The 20487-nt window shown below is 45.5% G+C and carries 16 protein-coding genes and 1 tRNA gene; 16 read left to right on the forward strand and 1 reads right to left on the reverse strand.

What is annotated here, in order from left to right:
• Nucleotides 1–138: 138 nt before the first annotated feature.
• Nucleotides 139–951, reverse strand: coding sequence for a M48 family metallopeptidase (locus tag JMW05_RS08480; protein ID WP_201504870.1), 813 nt, complete (start codon nucleotides 949–951; stop codon nucleotides 139–141).
• Between the two features lie 416 nt (nucleotides 952–1367).
• Between JMW05_RS08480 and JMW05_RS08485 the strand changes: the two genes are divergently transcribed.
• The 16 genes from JMW05_RS08485 (at nucleotide 1368) to JMW05_RS08560 (ending at nucleotide 20438) form a co-directional block, all read left to right on the forward strand.
• Nucleotides 1368–1442, forward strand: a tRNA-Gly gene (locus JMW05_RS08485).
• A 647-nt stretch (nucleotides 1443–2089) separates the two neighbouring features.
• A complete protein-coding gene (locus tag JMW05_RS08490; RefSeq protein WP_201504871.1) occupies nucleotides 2090–2521 on the forward strand; it encodes a tetratricopeptide repeat protein in 432 nt (143 codons plus the stop codon).
• A gap of 52 nt (nucleotides 2522–2573) precedes the next feature.
• Entirely contained in the window at nucleotides 2574–3263 is a 690-nt protein-coding gene (locus JMW05_RS08495) for a tetratricopeptide repeat protein (RefSeq protein WP_201504872.1), read from the forward strand.
• Nucleotides 3264–3311: 48 nt separating this feature from the next.
• Complete coding sequence (tssB, locus tag JMW05_RS08500; RefSeq protein ID WP_201504873.1) at nucleotides 3312–3821, forward strand: type VI secretion system contractile sheath small subunit; 510 nt, start codon at nucleotides 3312–3314, stop codon at nucleotides 3819–3821.
• A gap of 7 nt (nucleotides 3822–3828) precedes the next feature.
• Entirely contained in the window at nucleotides 3829–5301 is a 1473-nt protein-coding gene (tssC, locus tag JMW05_RS08505; RefSeq protein ID WP_201504874.1) for a type VI secretion system contractile sheath large subunit, read from the forward strand.
• Nucleotides 5302–5338: 37 nt separating this feature from the next.
• Complete coding sequence (locus JMW05_RS08510; RefSeq protein ID WP_199507656.1) at nucleotides 5339–5842, forward strand: Hcp family type VI secretion system effector; 504 nt, start codon at nucleotides 5339–5341, stop codon at nucleotides 5840–5842.
• Nucleotides 5843–5917: 75 nt separating this feature from the next.
• Nucleotides 5918–6397, forward strand: a complete 480-nt coding sequence (tssE, locus tag JMW05_RS08515; protein WP_201504875.1) for a type VI secretion system baseplate subunit TssE — start codon at nucleotides 5918–5920, stop codon at nucleotides 6395–6397.
• A gap of 59 nt (nucleotides 6398–6456) precedes the next feature.
• A complete protein-coding gene (gene tssF, locus JMW05_RS08520; RefSeq protein WP_201504876.1) occupies nucleotides 6457–8280 on the forward strand; it encodes a type VI secretion system baseplate subunit TssF in 1824 nt (607 codons plus the stop codon).
• Complete coding sequence (gene tssG / locus JMW05_RS08525; RefSeq protein WP_201504877.1) at nucleotides 8244–9239, forward strand: type VI secretion system baseplate subunit TssG; 996 nt, start codon at nucleotides 8244–8246, stop codon at nucleotides 9237–9239. Before tssF ends, tssG begins: the two co-directional genes overlap by 37 nt.
• Before the next feature lie 99 nt (nucleotides 9240–9338).
• A complete protein-coding gene (tssH, locus tag JMW05_RS08530; RefSeq protein ID WP_201504878.1) occupies nucleotides 9339–12137 on the forward strand; it encodes a type VI secretion system ATPase TssH in 2799 nt (932 codons plus the stop codon).
• Nucleotides 12134–13240 carry a type VI secretion system protein TssA gene (gene tssA, locus JMW05_RS08535; RefSeq protein WP_201504879.1) on the forward strand — a complete coding sequence of 369 codons (1107 nt, stop codon included), beginning with the start codon at nucleotides 12134–12136 and terminating at the stop codon, nucleotides 13238–13240. Before tssH ends, tssA begins: the two co-directional genes overlap by 4 nt.
• A gap of 210 nt (nucleotides 13241–13450) precedes the next feature.
• Nucleotides 13451–15853: a type VI secretion system Vgr family protein gene (locus tag JMW05_RS08540; RefSeq protein WP_201504880.1), complete on the forward strand. Its 2403-nt coding sequence runs from the start codon at nucleotides 13451–13453 to the stop codon at nucleotides 15851–15853.
• Nucleotides 15751–16302 carry a DUF2345 domain-containing protein gene (locus JMW05_RS08545; RefSeq protein WP_227691565.1) on the forward strand — a complete coding sequence of 184 codons (552 nt, stop codon included), beginning with the start codon at nucleotides 15751–15753 and terminating at the stop codon, nucleotides 16300–16302. Before JMW05_RS08540 ends, JMW05_RS08545 begins: the two co-directional genes overlap by 103 nt.
• Nucleotides 16299–18083 carry a hypothetical protein gene (locus tag JMW05_RS08550; RefSeq protein WP_201504882.1) on the forward strand — a complete coding sequence of 595 codons (1785 nt, stop codon included), beginning with the start codon at nucleotides 16299–16301 and terminating at the stop codon, nucleotides 18081–18083. Before JMW05_RS08545 ends, JMW05_RS08550 begins: the two co-directional genes overlap by 4 nt.
• A 15-nt stretch (nucleotides 18084–18098) precedes the next feature.
• Nucleotides 18099–18848 (forward strand): hypothetical protein, encoded by a 750-nt coding sequence (locus tag JMW05_RS08555; protein WP_201504883.1) that lies wholly within the window; start codon nucleotides 18099–18101, stop codon nucleotides 18846–18848.
• A gap of 150 nt (nucleotides 18849–18998) precedes the next feature.
• Entirely contained in the window at nucleotides 18999–20438 is a 1440-nt protein-coding gene (locus JMW05_RS08560; RefSeq protein ID WP_201504884.1) for a DUF2345 domain-containing protein, read from the forward strand.
• Nucleotides 20439–20487: the final 49 nt, after the last annotated feature.

Below are 20487 nucleotides of genomic sequence, written 5' to 3' on the forward strand. Positions count from 1 at the left end.
TCGGTCAAGTGATAAACGCGCGACAACAGCCATGCAGAACGCTCATGCACAAAAAAGCGCCTATAAACATAAGCGCTTTTATTATTAAACCTGCTCATCAAGCCAAATACATAGCCCTGTCATCTTAACAAGACCGTATTAGCGAATCGCTTGCTGATACAGTGGACGTACTTTTGGCATGAGGCTTTGTAGCTGTGCGATACGGCTGTTGCTGTTCGGGTGGGTGCTCAAAAATTGTGGTGGCTCGCCGCTCTCAGCGCGCTGCATTTTTTGCCATAGCGTAATGGCGGCTTCAGGGTTGTAGCCTGCGCGTGCCATCAGCTCAAGACCCATCTGGTCAGCTTCACTCTCTTGAGTACGGCTGTGCGGACGACTGATACCGACATCGCCTGCGATATTGGCAAGCTGCGCTTGGTTTTGTGACAGCCCAAACACGCTGGCAGCCAGACCGATACCCGTTTGTGTCGCATACTGACGTGACAGACGCTCGCGCGCATGCTCACGCAGCGCGTGCGCCATCTCATGCCCCATAATCGCGGCAATCTCGTTATCGGTCAGGTTCAAGCGATTGATAATGCCTGAATAAAACATCACTTTACCACCAGGCATCACAAAGGCGTTGAGCTGGTTTGATTTGATGGTATGAACTTCCCAGTTCCATTTTGCCGCATCAGGGCGATAGATGCCCACTTGCGCTACCAAACGATTAGCGATACGCTTTAGGCGGTTTAGCTGTGCGGCATCGGTATCAAGGACACCCTGCGCGCGTGCTTTTTGAATACTCTCGGCGTAGCTCTGTGCTGACATCTGTAGCACCTGCTCGCTCGATACCAGTAGCAGCTGGTTACGGTCAACGCCGACTGCGCCTGTATTGGTCGTACTGGTGCAACCCGTCAGTCCCATCGCTGATACGGACGTTGCCAGTAACGCTGTCGTTAGTAACTTTTTCATAATCATCCTCACAATAAATCTATCAAAACAGACGCAGTGCCGAATAAATAACACCCTGCGCTAATGATAAAAAGTATAAAGAGACAGACGTATAAAAACCAAGAAGTAAACCGTAACATTACTGCGTGCGATTGTAAGTGTATACCTACTTTCAGCAATATTTTCACCCTTAACTACCTATCTGGTACTTAGCCGCCGCCAATGGGTTTAAAAAGATAAAAAAAGTGCTGCCAATAATTATATTTTTATCAAATACTTGGCAAAAATCGCCGAAATATTTTAAAAAACTTTGAGAAAAGGTGTTGACAGTAAAATTAAATTCTCTATAATAGCCAACCTATCAAGACGGCACAGACAGTAAGGCAACGGCGCATCGCTTAGCCAAACGTCAAACACCACAGACCGACTTGAACTATGCGGGATTAGCTCAGTGGTAGAGCACAACCTTGCCAAGGTTGGGGTCGAGAGTTCGAATCTCTTATCCCGCTCCAAATTCTAAAAAAGCCTCACAGTATTTGTGGGGCTTTTTTTATGTCTATTATTTTTTTAATGATTTGCTCTTGCTAGCTATTGAGAGCTAGGTTTAAATTTCGCTTTCGCTTTCGCTTTCGCTTTCGCTTTCGCTTTCGCTTTCGCTTTCGCTTTCGCTTTCGCCTTCGTGAATACAGACGTCATTCTATTTCTAGGTTACATATATAACCTCGCCAAAGCCCATCAGCTATGATGGGCTTTTTTATTGCCTGTAGGCATCATGCCCGCCATCTATAGATAAAAAACAAACATATTTTCTAGTTAATGAAAATAAATCCGTATTTATATAAGGGTTTTTTAAAACAAAAATCTACCTTATTAATATAATTTGTTGACTATTATGATAAGTACGAAGTCACACTCTTTGGTGCTTTTTAATGAATAATTGATTAATTACTTAGTAATAAAGGGTTATAGAGTAATTTTGTTAAGAAAAACTTATAAGTAGATTGAAAAATAAATATTTTTATTGAAATTTTGTTAGCTATATGTATAATCTTTTCTTCATTATATGGAAATAATGTTCGTTATTTTATTCAGTGAAATTTCGATACAGCCTCTATCCATAATTACTTATTTGTCTTTTGTCCGTCATTGGGTAACTATAATGATACTACGTACCATCGCAGTAACTGCTGTACTGACATTGTCGGCCGTGCTATCGGCCTGTGACACAACGGGTAAAGGCAGTAGTGCCACACCTATATCAACGCGAGTCAGTCTCCCTATTCTTAGTGCTGATCATTTGGTGTCTGATATGGTGGATGAGGAAACAGAGCTCACAGCGGATATTTGGCTACAAAGTGCTAAGACGTATTTTGAGGCCAATGACTATACTCGTGCGCTGCGTGCCGCTAACGAAGCCTTATACATAGAGCCAAACACCACAGAAGCACGCAAGATTGTGCTCCTCTCTACCATTCGCATCGCGCAACAAAACAGTGCCATCTATCACGATGAGGCGCTGATCACTGATTCTGACAAAGATGACATCAAAGAAGGTTTAACCACCATCACCAGTTTGATTAATGCCTCTTAGTGACTTCTGTTATGAGGCATAGGGTCAAAACATCAATCAAAAGAATATCGACATGACACATACATACTCTATATATCGTAAAGCCTTAATGGCGTTGATATTGGTACTGCCGTTTCAGCTGGGTCATGCTGAGGACAACGCTGAATTGTCAGCGGAAGATACTGCGTCAGTATCGCTAGAAACATCATCTTTAGGCAATGAAGATGTTGAGCGTTTGGTTACTCAGTTAAATGCGTATATTACAGAAAATCCAGACAATCTACGTGTGTGGGAGACACTGGCGCAGACCTATCATCAATATGGTTATTTATCTGAGGCACTATATGCCGCGGGTGAAGCAGAGGCGCTGGGCAGCGAAGCCCCCACTATCAAAAAAATCTTGCTCAATGACAGTGTCAGTCTTGCCGAAGCACAAATACAAGAAGGATATACCGTCGGTATTACTGAGGCAGATGCGGGTTTTGTGAAAGACTACCAAAACGCCCTTAGCAAAACCTATGGCAATATTTATCAGTTTAACTACGATGAGTCACTACCAAAGCCACGCCGAACAGTTAGAAGTTATCGCGCACCAAAACGTGCCAAAACTGCGCGCCCAGCAACAACTTACAAAAAATCGCCAGCTCGAGCTAGGTATGTCGCGCCTAAAGTAAGACGCAAAAGTCCTACAGTAACCGCGCCAAAACGCCCAGCCAGTAAAGTAAGCAGTGCTCCAAGAGACCCCTTTAAATCTGTACGCTGAGCTGTACAGGGGTTACCTTTTATCATGATTAACGTTAGGTAGTAGATTATGGCAAAGCAAGACAGTATCCAAAAAAAGCTCTCTAAAGTCCGTGCGCCGCGCGTGCACTTGACCTATGACGTCGAGATTGGTGATGCAATTGAGACCAAAGAAATTCCTTTTGTGGTTGGTGTGATGGGGGAGTTCTCTGGTGACTCAACTCTTGAACAGCCAAAGCTAAAAGATAAAAAGTTCGTTGAAATTGATTTAGACACCTTTGATGAGGTGATGTCAGGACTCGCACCACGCGCAACCTTTAAAGTTGACAACAAAATTAGCGAAAAGCGCGGCGAATTTGCGGTTGATTTGGCATTTAACAGTATTGATGATTTTCGTCCTGAGTCGATTGCCAAGCAAGTTGAGCCACTACGTCAATTGGTTGAAGCCCGCGACAGACTGGCAGATATCCGCAATAAAATCTCAGCCAATGAAAAGCTTGAAGATTTGCTAGAAGACGTGCTGAACAACACTGAGCAGGTCAAACAAATGGCAAAGACCAGCACCGCCAATCAGGAGTAAATGACCCATGAGCTTAGCACAGCAATTGCCGATGGCAGAAGAGCAATACGACATCTTAGACGATATCGTGACCCAAAGTAATATTGCTAAATCGACTGAAGAAAAAGACCGCGCGAAAAGTCAAATCTCTGAGCTTGCCCATGAAGTGATGCAAGGTACAGTGGTCATGTCTGACAATTTGGCAGCTTCTATTGATACTCGTATTGCTGAGATTGATGCGCTGATTTCAGAACAGCTCAGTACCATCATGCACGCGCCTGAATTTCAAAAGATGGAATCTAGCTGGCGCGGGCTGCATTACCTATGCAGCCAAACGCCGTCTGAGTCGATGCTAAAAATTCGCATGCTTAACACCACCAAGCGTGAGCTGACCAAAGATTTTCAATCGTCTATCGACTTTGACCAAAGTACGTTGTTCAAAAAAATCTACGAAGAAGAATTTGGTAGCTTCGGTGGTGAACCGTATGCCGCGTTGATTGGTGACTTTGAGTTTACCCGCCAAAATGCAGATATGTATTTGCTGGAGCAGCTGTCACACGTTGCTGCAGCTGCGCATGCGCCCTTTATCTCAGCGGCGTCTTCAGAGATGTTTGGCTTAGACTCGTTCACCGATATTGGTCGTCCACGCGATTTGTCCAAGATTTTTGAGACTGCAGAATACATCCGCTGGCGCGCGTTTAGACAGTCAGAAGACTCAAGATATGTGGCGCTGACTGTGCCGCGTTTTTTAGGTCGTCTGCCGTACAATCCAAAAGACGGTACGGTTGTTGATGGCTTTAACTTTGTAGAGTCGGTATCGGGTGCAGACCATAGCGAGTATCTATGGATCAATGCCGCGTATGCCTTTGCCTCACGATTGACCGAAGCCTTTTCAGATTACCGCTGGTGTGCCGCGATTCGTGGTGTTGAGGGTGGTGGTTTGGTCGAAGGTCTGCCTGTGTATACCTTTAAAACCGATGAAGGCGACTTGGCACTAAAATGCCCAACAGAAATCTCTATCACTGATCGCCGTGAAAAAGAGCTGAGTGATTTAGGCTTTATCCCATTAGTTCACTGTAAAAATACCAACTACGCGGCATTCTTTGGCGCGCAGTCTGCGCAAAAAGCCAAAACCTATCAAAACGATGACGCCAATGCCAACGCGGTACTGTCAACTCAGCTTCAGTACATCATGGCGGTCTCGCGTATTGCTCACTACTTAAAAGCCATGATGCGCGATAAAGTCGGCAGCTTCTTGTCTGCTGGTAATGTCGAGACGTTCTTGAACGATTGGATTTCTCGTTATGTATTGCTTGATGATGGCGCCTCTCAAGAAGCCAAAGCGCAATATCCACTGCGTGAAGCTTCGGTACAAGTTGTAGAAGTACCTGGTAAACCAGGTGTCTACAAGTCGGTGGTCTTTTTAAGACCGCATTTCCAACTTGATGAGCTGTCGGTTTCTTTGCGCTTGGTAACGCAGTTACCACAAGCAAATGGCTAATCAAGTTATCTTACTTTTTTATTTTTAAGGGTTTTTAATGAAAGATATTTATATTCAGTTCCGTGGTAAATACAAGGTTGACGGCGAGTCACGTGACAGCGAGCACAAAGGCTGGCTTGAAGTAAACACATGGGATCACCTGATTCGTCAGCCAAAATCAGCCACTGCCAGTAGCGTTGGTGGTCACACCTCAGAGCGCTGTGAACACGCCGATATGACTTTCCTAAAAGATTTGGATTCAACCAGTCCAAAACTGTGGGAAGCGTGTTCAGCGGGTTATACTTTTGATGAAGTACAGATTGACTTTTACCGTGCCAACGGCGACAAGCGCGTGAAATATCTTGAAGTAAAACTCAAGCATGCACTGATTTCACACGTTGAGCCATCAGTACAAGCAGAAGGCGTACCGACTGAAGAGATTGGTCTAAAGTACGCTGCGGTTGAGTGGACTTACACTCAGCAAGACATTAACGGTACTGCAAAAGGCGCAGTCACCAAAAAATGGTCATTGGCCAACAACACCCCAACGTATACCGCGTAATGGATATGATGGGTTAAACAAAAAAGAAGGGTTTGGAAACAAGCCTTTCTTTTTTCTGATTTAGGTAGGTGCGCGATGAGCTTTGGTAAACAAGCAATTGGTTTTCGACCCAATTTATTCGATTTGCTATTCGATGATAAGCCGCGCGTCGCTGCTGAAGACATGCTGGTCAGACGCTTAAACCTAGAAGAGCTCAAGGCGTCGGTCGCCAAAGATTTAGAATATCTACTCAATACCCGTGCAGTGTTTGATAAAAATGTCGCAGGTTATGAGCATATTGAAGGCTCTATTTTGAACTTTGGCATTTTGGATTTTGTAGGGTTAAGCAGCGCCAATCCTAATGATTGCGATTATATTTGCCGTCAAATTGCGCGTACGGTCGAACTACAAGACAGCCGTTTGAAAAACGTCAAAGTCAGCCTTGATATTGGCGCCGCTGAGGTGAATCAGCTGTGCTTTTCTATTGATGCGCTATTAAAAGTATATCCCTCGCAAGAGCTGGTGAGCTTTGATGCTTATTTTGAGCCAAGCACCCAGCGTTACGAGATTATGTAGTTTTTTAAGACAGCTGTCGTATCAGCGTATTGTGCTGCTACTGATGCTACCGAGGTATTATGGACAGTTTGCTGCCTTATTTTGAGCATGAGCTTAGCTTGTTTAACAAGCAGTCAAAGGCGTTTGCCAAAAAATATCCCAAAATTGCCAGTCGTTTATTGATGGGGCAAGATACGGTCGATGACCCGCATATTGAGCGGCTGATTCAGGCGTTCTCACTCATCAGTGCGCGTATCAATAAAAAGCTCGATGACTCGTATGCGGATTTTACCGAGTCCTTGCTACAAGTGGTCTATCCTGATTATCAAAAGCCACTGCCCGCAACGTCCATCGCACAATTTACCACAGGCGTGCATGCCAGTACGCTCACAAACGGTGTACGTATCCCGCGCCACAGCAGTTTTAACACGCAAAAAATCAAAGGTACGGTCTGTCAGTTCAAATCCACCCAAGACGTGACACTATTGCCGATTGCCATTGATGAGGTGGTTTTTGAGTCGTTAAAAGACCCGATATACTCAAAAGGCAGCTATCTCAATGGCTGTATCAAAATCAAAATCTCACTGACCAATCCCAATATTGATGCCACTTGTCTGATGCAGCATCCGATTGATTTATACGTCGATAATGACGCCAGTCAAGGCACCAGCCTATGGGATTTATTGTACTGCGATGTCGAGCAGACGCGTATTCGCGGCATCCGTGATATCAATAAAACAGGCAGTCCTTTTACGCTGCTGGGCTTTGACCCTGAGCAGCAGATACTGCCTGATACCAATGTCAGTAATGCCGCCTCTACGTTATTAAAAGAGTATTTTTACTTTCCTGAAAAGTTTAACTTTTTGCGGCTAGAGCTTGATACGCTGTGCTCAGCGCAAGATATTGATTCTCAAGGCTTTGAGATACAATGCTTTTTTAAATTTGATAAAAAAGACTCGATTCGCCTAAAGAACTTGCAGCAATTGAGCGCAGGCAGTCTTAAGCTGTTTTGCACACCAATGGTCAATATCTTTGACTGCGCGGCAAAGCCCATTCAAGTTACGCATCAGAGCGTGTATTACGACCTTGTCCCTGATACCAATGCGCTGTATCAACATGAAGTATTTGATGTGACGTCCGTCACCGCATCAAAAAAACGCGACCATCAGCTATTACAGCATCGTTACTATCCGTTTTATGGTCTGAATCACCATGAGCAGCAAGGGGCGGGGCGCTATTATCATCTTAAGCGTGATAAAGATATGGCTGAGTTTCATCAAGGCTTTGAATATCAGATTATGTTTGTTGATAAGCATGCTGAAGACGTCGCCAATACTTTGACGATGAGTGCCACCTTGCGTTGTACCAATCGTGATTTGCCATCGCAGCTGCTCTTTGGGCAAAGCCGTGGTGATTTGTTTAGTGACAGCATGACAGGCTTTAGCCGTCTGGCATTTTTAAAGCAGCCGACCCGTACGGTCCGTGTCAACTATACAGGCGATGAACGCTGGCGCTTAATCTCCTTATTGGGCTTAAACTTTTTGTCCCTGTCCGCACAGAATGCCGACTTGTTAAAAGAATACCTAACGCTGTTTGATGCGCCTGAAACTGCTGCCAACAAACAGCTGATTGATGGTTTGGTCTCGGTAGAGACGAGCGTAAAAACCAAGCGCATCCAGCGCTATCCACAGCCAGGATTCATACGCGGCACCGTCATTCATATTGGCATTCAAAAAGAGCCATTTTTAGAAGTCAGTATCCGTCAGTTTGCGCATTTATTGGCGGTGGTGTTTGGCTACCATGCCAGCCTAAACAGTTTTGTGGAAATTGCGATTATAGATGCCGTAACCAAAGAGGAGATTTATCGATGTCAGCCCCGCAGCGGTTTTGCTCCTCTTATTTAGGCTCGCTACTCGCTGAGCCACAGCGCTACGAGCTGGTACAAGCCTATCGTTTGATTCAGCAAGCGGTGAACCGTAGTGAACAGCCGATAACGGTGAATTTTCGCGCTTCACTATCGCTCGCGTTTCCACTCGCTGAGATTGAATCCATGACCTTGCAGCCGCAGGAGTCGTGGGACAACCATCAGCCGAGCTTAGATATTTGCCCCAGTGTCATTGGTTTGACAGGTCCTTTGTCGGCAATGCCCGCGCTATATACCGATTACTTGGCTTCGCGTGTGCAGCATGGCAAAGACAAAGCTGCTGCTGCTTTTATGGATTTGTTTAATCACCGTCTAACCCAGCTGTATGTCGATGCCAGCTGGTTTTATCACTTGCCGCTGCAATATGAGATGGGCACGCAAAATGATAAATATCTGTTGAGCCTACGCAGCCTTGCACGCCAACCTAAAAAAATCTCGACAACCGATAGCCTGATTGCTTACGCAGGGACGATTGCCCCAGGGCGCTTGACGGCAGCACAGCTCGCACACGCGCTATCACGTTTTTTAAATATTAAAGTGACGGTAGAGCAGTTCGTTGCGGAGTGGTTTGACTTGCCAAGCGAGGAGCAAACGGCGCTGGGCACGCAGTATGCGAGTCTCGGTGTGTCCACCTTTTGTGGCTCGCGGGTGGTGCAGTATGACAGCAAAATCAGGCTGATATGCCACCGTCTTAACGAAGAAGAGTATCTGCGTTTGCTACCATCGGGCGATATGTGCCGCGTGATTGTTGATTTTGTGCGTAAGTGGTGCGGTATCACGCTTGCCATTGAAATGACCCTTGAGCTGCACAAAAGGCACATTCATGGTTTACAGCTCAATAAAAACAGTCTGGGCGGACTGGGTCAGGGCAACTTCTTATGTTCAAAACCCGCGACCGAGCATCACCGCGATACCCGCTATTTGTTACCTGCAGCATAAAGGTGATGACGGTGTCCTTTTACTTTATCTGCTGGTTTCGTTCTTATTGTTAACGCAAACCCCTGTTTATTTAGCCATTATTTACCTAGGATATCTATTATGAGCCAATTAAAAGCGGTCATCACGCGCCTCAGTCCAAGCTGCCGTCAAAGCCTGCAACAAGCGGCAAAGCACTGTATCGAAATGGGGCATCAAGAGGTCGATGTTCTGCATCTGCTCTATGAGCTGGTTGCCACGCCAAATAACGATGTCGCTGCCATTTTAAATAAAAATAGCATCAATCAACCTGAGCTGCTGGCTATGCTACAAGAGCAGCTAGAGGCGTGGTCGGTCAGTCCTGACAGCTCGGTCGTCTTTAGCAGTCGTTTGATGGCGCTATTACAAGACGCGTGGCAAGTGGCGAGTACGCAAACGAACCACAGTGCCCAAGAAGCACAAGTAAAATCAGGGCATATCCTGCTGGTGATTTTAAATTTTGATGACTATCAGCCACTTTTGGCAGGTCTGCCTGAAGCGCTGCGCTATATTGATGCGGTAATGCTAAAGAACGATTACGACAAAATCTGCGCACAAAGTACGGAATCTGCATCAGTCGCTGGCGAATCCGATGCGCCAGTAAACAAGGACAGCCAGCAAGCGTTTGAGCCAGCAGCAACTGTAGACACCACTAAATCGGGTAATAATGACGCACAGGCAGCGCTCGATCAATATACCTATAACTTAACCGCTCAAGCAAGCGCAGGCAAAATCGACCCTGTTATTGGACGTGAATTTGAGATTCATCAACTGATTGATATTCTTATCCGCCGCCGTCAAAACAACCCTATACTGACAGGGGAAGCTGGCGTGGGTAAAACGGCAGTCGTTGAAGGGTTGGCACAAAAAATCGTCGCTAAAGATGTGCCTGCACAGCTGCAAGATGTGGCATTACATACCTTGGATTTAGGACTTTTACAGGCAGGTGCTAGCGTCAAAGGCGAGTTTGAAAACCGCCTAAAACAAGTGATTGAAGCGGTACAGTCGTCGCCGCAGCCGATTATTTTATTCATTGACGAAGCCCATACCTTGATTGGGGCAGGCGGCGCGGCAGGGCAAAACGATGCGGCAAACTTGCTAAAGCCTGCGCTTGCACGTGGGGAGCTGCGTACGATTGCCGCGACCACATGGTCAGAATATAAAAAATACTTTGAAAAAGACGCGGCATTGTCCCGCCGTTTTCAAGTGGTACAGGTCAAAGAGCCTGATACCGAAACCGCGATTGCCATGATTCGTGGGTTAAGCGCCAAGATGCAGCAGCATTTTGACATCATCATCGAAGATGACGCATTGCGCGCCGCTGTCGAGTTATCAGCGCGTTATATTAGCGAGCGTCAATTGCCTGATAAGGCGGTCAGCGTCCTCGACACCGCCGCCGCTCGTGTCAGCTTGTCAAAAACATCCATTCCAAACGCGATTGATAAGCGCCTTGCCACCGATAAACATCTCACTTTGCATATCCAACATTTGGATGATCAGCTTAAACGTGTGGGCAGTACCGAGCTACAAGAAAAGCTGAGCCAAAAAATTGCTGCCCTTGATGAAGAACGTCAAGAAAATAAAAAAGTCACGGACGCGATGACCGCAGCGTGGCAAACCCAGCAAACGCTCAATCAACAGCTAGACACGTTAAGTGCTGAGCTGCGCGGTGAGCTGTCATCAAGTGAGCGTTTAGACAAACAAGCCGAATATCAATCAATCGAGCAAGCCTTAGTAGAGGCGCAAGACGCTTATCACTTGGTACATGCGGTATTGAATGAAGTGGTGATTAAACAAGTCATTTCTGACTGGACGGGCATTCCACTTAACGATATGGCGGGCGATGAAAAAGAGCGTGTGCTCAAGCTTGCGCCTATATTACAGCAGCAAGTGATTGGGCAAGACCACGCCTTAGATGCCATTGTAAAACGCATTCATACCGCAAAAGCGCGCTTGGATGACCCAAGTCGTCCACAAGGGATTTTCTTATTGGTCGGTCCCAGTGGTGTGGGTAAAACACAAACCGCGCATACCTTGGCAGAAGTGCTGTACGGCGGTGCGCAGAACCTGATTACCATTAACCTATCAGAATACCAAGAAGCGCATAGCGTGGCATCACTAAAAGGCTCGCCCCCAGGCTATGTGGGCTATGGTGAAGGCGGCGTGTTGACCGAAGCTGTCCGCCGTCGTCCTTATAGCGTATTGCTGCTCGATGAGGTTGAAAAAGCGCACCCTGATGTGCTCGATTTGTTTTACCAAGTGTTTGACAAAGGCGTGATGGAAGACAGCGAAGGTCGCGTCATTGACTTTAAAAACACCTTGATTTTACTGACCAGTAATGTTGGCTCGTCGACCATCATGCAGGCGTGCCTCAATACCACAGGCGACAGTGAGCATGTATTGCCTGATAGCGAAGCGCTCAAACAGCTGATCAATCCGCAGCTGTACAAAGACTTTAAACCTGCGTTTTTAGGGCGTTTGACCACCATTCCTTTTTATCCGCTAACGGATGATGCGCTAGCAACCATTATTGATATCAAATTAAATAAAATCGTTGCGCGTATCCATACCAATTATGGTGTGGAGTGTCAGATTGATCCTGAAGTGATTGAGGTGATTTTGTCACGTTGTCATGAAGTCGATTCGGGCGCGAGAAACGCGGACGCTATTATTAACCATACCTTATTGCCGCAGCTTGCCAGTCAGTTGCTCGCGCATGATGATACTAAAGGCACACTTGAGCGCATCACAATCAGCGTTGATGAGGCGGATGGGTTTGTTTATGAGTTAATCACCACGCCTGTCGTACCTTTGTCACAAATGGCACAATCAAGCGCACAAGCGGATAGCAGTGCTACTGAGTCAGAGGAGGCATTGTCATGAGCCGTACGGTATTAACGGATATTGAGACGCTACTGACACCGATTGAGCCCAGTGACTACGGCGTAGGCGAGGACTTAAGTTTTGACCCCAGACTGGATGCCATCACGGCTGCCCGCATCGAAGACGACCCAGCATTGGCACAAGGGGACTGGGTAACTGAGCTGCGCGTGGCGGATTGGGATTTTGTCAAATCAGAATGCGCAAGCTTGATCACTGAGACCAGTAAAGATCTTAAAATTGCGCTGTGGTACGTGGATGCGCTCGGTCACACCGATCACTTAACGGGTCTTAATCACGGTCTTGCCTTTTTGAACGCGCTCAATACGCAGTATTGGGCAGCGATGTATCCACCGCTCGATGATGATGACAGCATGGACATCCGTGCAGGTCTGCTGTCTTGGTTCGTCAAAGCGATGATTGATAATTTACGTCAGCTGCCGCTATCGGACGCCGCGCATCACAGTTATAACTACAATCACTTTTTAAGTGCGCGCGAGCACGACAAGCAGCGTCAGCAAAACCATGATGTCGAGGCGGGTCTGAGTGTCGGCGACTATCACCAAGCCATTCGCCAAAGCGCACCGCATTGGCAGACCACACTGTTTGATGCGTTAAAAACCATTCAAACCCGCTGGCAAGTACTGACCGATCAGTTAAATGATGTGATGGGTATGGATGCGCCTGTCTTTGCGCCAGTGACCGAGCTGCTTGAAACCCTAGACGCGCACCTTAGCCCATTGATTGCTGAGCACGCATCGGCAGCGACAGCAGCTGAGACAGCGAGCGCAGTCAGTGAGGGTGTAGAAGACGCGGGGCAACCCATCGCGCAGCCGCAACCTGCTGTATCGGGCTTTAATCCTCAGCACAGCGATCATCTTACCAATCGACAGCACGCACTGACACAGATGGCACAAATTCAAGACTACTTTGCGCGTAATGAGCCACACAGCCCTGTGACTTTTTTATTAAAGCGGGCGATTGAGTGGGCGGATATGCCGCTGGATCAGTGGCTGGCACGGGTCATTAAGGACGAGCAGCAAATGTCTTCATTGGTGGATATGATTGGTATCACACCGCCAGCCCCTGCTTATGATGAGTATTAAAACATACAGCGGCATTGACTAGCAGATGCCGCTATCTACATCGGTCATGGTCTTTATCTACAGAAAAGTCATTAATAAAGACCAAAGACCAAAGACCATAGCCAATCAACGCATTACTTTAATCCTTTAAAAATCAGACGCAGGCAAACACCCAAGATGTGATGTATGGGTCACTGCTCATGACGTGAAGTCATTCAATAGGAGTCAATCATGGTGTGGACACAGGCGCATCGATACCTACAGCTGCGTAGCGCACAAACAGAGCTGGCGCAAAGTATCATCAGTGAGGCGTTCTTATTAGAAAGCTTGCTCGGGGCGGATATCCCTGATGCAGCGTATCAAGAAACTGCCGCGCTGCCTGCGCCTGAGCATTATCCCAGTCCTTATCATCAAGACCTACGCCGACTGTCTTACAAGGCGCGTACCGAGGCGCTATTTTGCGGCTATCGTTATGTCATCACACTGGTCAATGAGCGTGCAGGGCTGTCGGTCGCGTCATGGATCGGTCAGGCGCTGTCTTTGCATTGGCAAACAGGCAGTATGCTCACGCCCAACCAAGTACGCCACGGTATCATCACAGAGGCAATTGCCCTTGGCAGTAATGGCGGTATGGCAACCTATCGCATCGTGGTTGAGCCTGCTTTGTATCAATTGCGCCTGAGCGCGCACAATCGCCGTCACCACCACCTAAGCTTGGCTGCCTTGGTAGAGGACATTGTCAGTCCCTTTGGCTTTGACATAACAATGAGCGACGCGCTCAAAGACTGTCACATACAGCACAGCGTCCAGTACAACCAAACCGACCTTGCCTACTTGCAGCAGCATCTACAGCGCTTTGGTATCACAGGCTACTACGAGCATAGCGATAGCGCGCATATCCTCGTGCTCGTGCGTCACGATGACAAAGCCTTGCACCCTGATGGCGATGACATCATCGATACCCTAAGCCAAAACCCTGCAAGCATGGCAGACACCCAAGACCGCATCACCATGCTACGTCCGCAAACCAGCGGTCATGTTAAAGAAACGCACCTGCACCGTTATGACAATCGCCTGCGTGACCGCTATAGCGGCAGTCATCAAAGCGACACCAAACAAGACAGCGCGCATCAACGCTATCTGCACAGCCATACCCACATGGACAGCGACGCCCTTGAGCAATTGGCACAGCGCCAGCAATACTATTATGAGCAGCGCGCTTATCAAGGCGAGCTACAAGGCAATATTCGTCATTTACAACTGCCGCACAGCTATCACGTAGCAGGCAACCCCTTTGTCACCGAGCCTATTAGTATCAGCGCCATTTGTCATAAGATAGACAACCACCTACCTGTAGAATGGCTCGGGCAATCGTATATCGACCCGACTACCTTGCAGCCCAAACAGCGCGGCAAGGCCAAGCTCGCTAAGACCGACCACACCCATCACCTCATCGCGCACTATCAGCCGCACCCGTATCACCATCACATTCCCTACGGGCAGCAGCTCACCCGTTTAGGGCAAGCGCATCCGAGCCTGCATGGACTCATGAGCGCCAGCATCATCGCAGAGGGCAACCAAGGTATCACCACCGATCGCAATCACCGCGCCCATATCCGCTACCACTGGCAGCACGAAGACGACATGAGCATGGACGACAGCGCACAGTGGGTACCCATCGCAAGCCATCTGGTCGCTGACCACATGGGACAGACGCACCCATTGCGTCACGGTCAGCACGTCTTAATCGACTTTATCGGTGGTGACATTACTCACCCTGTCATCGTCGGCAGCACGCACAATGGTCAAGGCAACCCTGATGCTCAGCACAACAGCATCACCAGTGACAGCGATGCCATTGACGCCACCAGCCCCACATGGTTTATAAACCAAAGTCACAATCATCCTATCGACGGTATCAAGACCCAAAGTATCGATAGCAGCCGTACAGGGGACGCTACCAAAGACAGCAGCACCAACGGCTACAACCAGCTGATGTTCGACCTGTATAGCGGCAGTGAACAAATCAGTCTCTACAGTAGTAGCCATCACAGCATGAACCTTGGGCAACTGTATCAGCAGACCGACCACACCCGAGGTCAAGCGCGTGGACAAGGTATCAGCATCGAAACCCAAGCGGCAGGCAGTCTACAAGGCAGTACAGGTATCTATATCAGTAGCGACAATAGCAAAGGGCACATGAGCCATCAAAGCCACAGCCAGCTACAAACCGCCGACCAGCAGCAACAAGCCTACGCCACCCTAGCAAGTACCCATCACCCTGTTGGACTAAAAGACAACAGTGAACCACCCATGGAAGACGGCGAAACCCCCTATGCAAAGGTCAGTAAAGACAGTACCGACAATGCCTTGAATGATGCAGGTGCATGGCAACAGCCGCATATCCTGATACATGCCCAGCATGATATGGGTATCTTTACAGGGCAGCACCGCCAGCAGACCAGCATGCAAACACGCACAGTCATGCCACAGCGCATACGCATCACCACAGCCAATCGCAGATCAATCATCTGGTCGCGGGCAATGTACAGTACTACAGCAACAAAGCCCAGACGCACACCGCCGCTCATGGCGATATGGTCATCCAAGCGCATCAAAACGAGATGCGCCTAGACAGTGAGCAGACCCTACGTATTCATAGCCGCAGCAGTATCGACATCATCGCGTCTGATACCTTGACCCTTAAAGCGGCAGGTAGTGGCATTGAGATGTCAGGCGGCGATGTGACCTTGATTACGCCAAGCCAAGCAGGCTATAAGGCGAGTAAGGTAGATTGGGGGAGTGGGGGTGGAGGTAATGGTAGTCAAATTTATCTAGCGCAAGCAGAAATAGCAGATGAACCTTTATATACAACACAGTTTCAGCTCTTAGATGCAAGCAATAAGCCGAGAGAAAAAGTTCGATATATTGCAATGTTCGATAACGGAGATGTAACAGAAGGTATTACCAATGCAGAAGGAAAAACACAGCAATTCCAAACTAAGCAGCCAGAAGAAGTAGCTGTTCATTTTGATATTGAACTTTTAAGTGGCGTTGAAATTACTAGAGTAGGTGAGAAGTGAGCAGTCAAATGATAAAAATGAGATGTCAGATTAACTATAAAAATCCTAATGGACGCTTTGGATTCGATGGTGGTGCTTATAGATTAAAGAACGCTAGAAAAGAAGTCATATCTCCTTCTAAATCTTCTGTAGTTTTAGATAAGTATGGTAGGACAGAATATATAAATGTTAGAGATAATGAGAAAATATATATAGAAATGAAGAATATTGCTGAGAATAAATGGCAGTCAATATTTATAGATGGAGTTGCTTTTGTTACCTCAAATAAGAATAAACCTATTATCAATGTAATAGTTGAAAATCACTATTTTAAGATGAAATTAGTAGATAGTAACGGAAAGGCTTTAAATTGGGGTTATATTATTACCTTTAAAGACAGTAAGAAAAGAAGTTTTTCTGTGCATGGAAAGTGTAAAAATGGAGAGTCTAAATATATTTCTTCATCGATATTGACAGGAAAGAATAAAGAGATATTTGATGATATGTCAAAAAATAAAACACATGATGTACATATAAAGGCTATACCTCCAAAAACTAAATTAGTACATCCAGAGTTTAATCTAAGATTAATACCTATAGGATCAGATAAGGCGTATAGGCTGCATAAAATTGCAGTAGCATCAGGAAATACTGAAGAACTAGAAAAAGAATCTATAACTAAGTTAAAGGACTTAAGAGAGTATCGTAAGGTTTTACTAGATATAAATATACAAAAGGGTGCGAGCTATACAATAGAGAGAGAGGACAAAGGAGTCTTGTACGATCATGATATTGCAGAGACAAGAAAGGTAACATTTCAGGACAATACGCTTAGAAATGTATATATACCTAAGAAATATAATGGTAATTTATTATTAAAGAAATCAGGAAAACTGATATCTAAGTTTCCTTTAGGTTCGCTTGATCCTAATAAAAATAATAAGTCTTTGGTATTCTGCTTAAATAATAAATCAAACAGTGTAACAAGACAAAAAATATCTTCTGATAGTATTGTAAATACTGAAGTTATGATGTGGCATTTTGCAACTAAGGAAGAAATTAATGAAGGGTTTTACGAATTCGATAGGGAGAGCAAAGGTAATACTAATGACTTGGTAAAAATTGCTAATACTATATTTAGCTCGATAATGTTTGATGGAGTTGTGTTGCCTACATTAGGAGAAGCGCAGAATGCTTTAAAAGAAAATAATAGAGGTTTTATATATGATTCGCTCAAAAAGCTTAAAGTCGGTAAGGAAAAAAAAGAAGTTCTAAAATTCTATATTAAAAAATCTAAAACTGGAAGCAATATGATTATCTTTAAAGGCTATTCTGGCTTGAGAAGTTTTTTAAAAGGTACAAGATATGGTATAAATAATATGAAGGTAGGAATGATTGCTTCTGCATCTAGCGTGTATATTGCTGCATCTACAGCGGGAGTAGGAGCGGCAGTCAAAACTACTGCATCTACGGCTGGTAAGAGTCTAGGAGGTATAGGGTTTGGTATAGTTGCTTATTTTGAGATAGCAGAATGGCTTACTACAGACGATCCATTCAATAATTGGTCAGATTTATGGATAGGGTTAGGGAGTAGTGCAATCAAAGGAGTCGTCGCGACCGCAGCTGGTGTAGTAATGGGAGGCTTAGCAATTGCAACCATGACGGCAGCTGCACCAGCTATTGCCATAGTTGCAATAGGTGCTGTTACTGTCATTGCAGTTTCGTTTTCACTTGAGTTTGTAGATAGGAAATTTGCAATTACTGATAAAGCTAAAAAATATATAGATGAAGCTGGTTATTAATTTTGGAGAGCTATTTTGAAAAATATGTTATGTCGACTACCTGATATAAATGAATTTCCAGAAAAACTTTATATGCACTTTATTGGGAAAATAAGTATTCCCGCAGTTGTATTAATCGCATCATGGTCACTCGCCTTTGCTCATTATTTATTGGAAATAAGTCAGTTTTGGACAGTTTTCATACTGTCTTTTTTTTTGATGTATACTGTCATTCCTACTACATGGTATATGTATAAAACTTATAGATTTTTCATAGGTTCTTTTATTGGTACATTATGTACCTCTCTGCTTTTTTATTATATTGGAGGAGTTTTTCTTATAGAAACAGGGTTTAAAATTTCATTAAAAATTCTTGCTATTGTGTTAATAGTATTTTACTTTTCCTTGTTTTTTCTGGATATATATATATCTTATAAAAATATAAATATATATAAAGAAATAATTAAGAACTCTATTAAAATTGATAGTAATGGTAGCTTTGTTTTTATGATAGATTTTTGGATTAAAGGTTTGAAAAAATCATCGTTCAACTCAGGGCTAGGTTTGAGTATGATTGTAATGTTATGTTTATCAGTACCCATTATAATTGCTGGTTTGTTTGGTGGTCATCCTCAAGTGTCAGCAAAAATTATGTTAAATAATAATCAGAACTCTTTAGTATCTTTCGTTATTTCTCTATCCATGATTGCATTGAGTATGATGTTTTTATCTTTATCTGTTAAAGAATTTTTAAAATTAAACGCACTGGTTAGCTTTAAGATTTAGAATTATTATCAAGACGCCAGTATTTTTGTATAAATAGTCATAATAGGTATATCGTTAATATCCCGATTTTCTAATGAGACACTAAAACTAGTAGCGGCACTGAAGGTTTATAAAGATATAGAAAATGAATATTATTAGATTTGGGAGCGGGTGATATTACTTGTTGTGATCGCAAGCCATCTGGTTGCTGACCACATGGGGCAGACGCACCCACTACGTCACGGTCAGCACGTCTTAATCGACTTTATCGGTGGTGACATTACTCACCCTGTCATCGTCGGCAGCACGCACAATGGTCAAGGCAACCCTGATGCTCAGCACAACAGCATCACCAGTGACAGCGATGCCATTGACGCCACCAGCCCCACATGGTTTATAAACCAAAGTCACAATCATCCTATCGACGGTATCAAGACCCAAAGTATCGATAGCAGCCGTACAGGGGACGCTACCAAAGACAGCAGCACCAACGGCTACAACCAGCTGATGTTCGACCTGTATAGCGGCAGTGAACAAATCAGTCTCTACAGTAGTAGCCATCACAGCAGCATGAACCTTGGGCAACTGTATCAGCAGACCGACCACACCCGAGGTCAAGCGCGTGGACAAGGTATCAGCATCGAAACCCAAGCGGCAGGCAGTCTACAAGGCAGTACAGGTATCTATATCAGTAGCGACAATAGCAAAGGGCACATGAGCCATCAAAGCCACAGCCAGCTACAAACCGCCGACCAGCAGCAACAAGCCTACGCCACCCTAGCAAGTACCCATCACCCTGTTGGACTAAAAGACAACAGTGAACCACCCATGGAAGACGGCGAAACCCCCTATGCAAAGGTCAGTAAAGACAGTACCGACAATGCCTTGAATGATGCAGGTGCATGGCAACAGCCGCATATCCTGATACATGCCCAGCATGATATGGGTATCTTTACAGGGCAGCACCGCCAGCAGACCAGCATGCAAAACACGCACAGTCATGCCACAGCGCATACGCATCACCACAGCCAATCGCAGATCAATCATCTGGTCGCGGGCAATGTACAGTACTACAGCAACAAAGCCCAGACGCACACCGCCGCTCATGGCGATATGGTCATCCAAGCGCATCAAAACGAGATGCGCCTAGACAGTGAGCAGACCCTACGTATTCATAGCCGCAGCAGTATCGACATCATCGCGTCTGATACCTTGACCCTTAAAGCGGCAGGTAGTGGCATTGAGATGTCAGGCGGCGATGTGACCTTGATTACGCCAAGCCAAGCAGGCTATAAGGCGAGTAAGGTAGATTGGGGGAGTGGGGGTGGTGGGGGCTCTTCTAATGTGTTCTTACCAAGAGCGAAATTACCCGAAAACTTAGACTTCTATCTTCGTTATATTGTTAAAAACCAAGATGATGAACCACTACCTTTTACTAAGTGTCTGCTTATCAAGCCTGATGGTTCGACCGAGGTATGTACAACTGACTACGAAGGTAAGCTAAAACTTATTGTAGATGATGAATCGAAAAATTATGTACTACATGTGATTACCAACGAAGTCGATGAAGCCATAGAACCAGATGAAAATGATACAGAGGTTGAAGAATAAAATGTCCAATTACTATACCAGACTTAAATTAACATCATCTACAGTCATT

Source organism: Psychrobacter aestuarii, from assembly GCF_904846035.1.
Taxonomy (GTDB): Bacteria; Pseudomonadota; Gammaproteobacteria; order Pseudomonadales; family Moraxellaceae; genus Psychrobacter; species Psychrobacter aestuarii.

Coding starts and splice junctions, on each gene's coding strand:
- JMW05_RS08480 (WP_201504870.1), bottom strand. CDS start 951: ATGAAAAAGTTACTAACGACAGCGTTACTGGCAACGTCCGTATCAGCG.
- JMW05_RS08490 (WP_201504871.1), top strand. CDS start 2,090: ATGATACTACGTACCATCGCAGTAACTGCTGTACTGACATTGTCGGCC.
- JMW05_RS08495 (WP_201504872.1), top strand. CDS start 2,574: ATGACACATACATACTCTATATATCGTAAAGCCTTAATGGCGTTGATA.
- tssB (WP_201504873.1), top strand. CDS start 3,312: ATGGCAAAGCAAGACAGTATCCAAAAAAAGCTCTCTAAAGTCCGTGCG.
- tssC (WP_201504874.1), top strand. CDS start 3,829: ATGAGCTTAGCACAGCAATTGCCGATGGCAGAAGAGCAATACGACATC.
- JMW05_RS08510 (WP_199507656.1), top strand. CDS start 5,339: ATGAAAGATATTTATATTCAGTTCCGTGGTAAATACAAGGTTGACGGC.
- tssE (WP_201504875.1), top strand. CDS start 5,918: ATGAGCTTTGGTAAACAAGCAATTGGTTTTCGACCCAATTTATTCGAT.
- tssF (WP_201504876.1), top strand. CDS start 6,457: ATGGACAGTTTGCTGCCTTATTTTGAGCATGAGCTTAGCTTGTTTAAC.
- tssG (WP_201504877.1), top strand. CDS start 8,244: ATGTCAGCCCCGCAGCGGTTTTGCTCCTCTTATTTAGGCTCGCTACTC.
- tssH (WP_201504878.1), top strand. CDS start 9,339: ATGAGCCAATTAAAAGCGGTCATCACGCGCCTCAGTCCAAGCTGCCGT.
- tssA (WP_201504879.1), top strand. CDS start 12,134: ATGAGCCGTACGGTATTAACGGATATTGAGACGCTACTGACACCGATT.
- JMW05_RS08540 (WP_201504880.1), top strand. CDS start 13,451: ATGGTGTGGACACAGGCGCATCGATACCTACAGCTGCGTAGCGCACAA.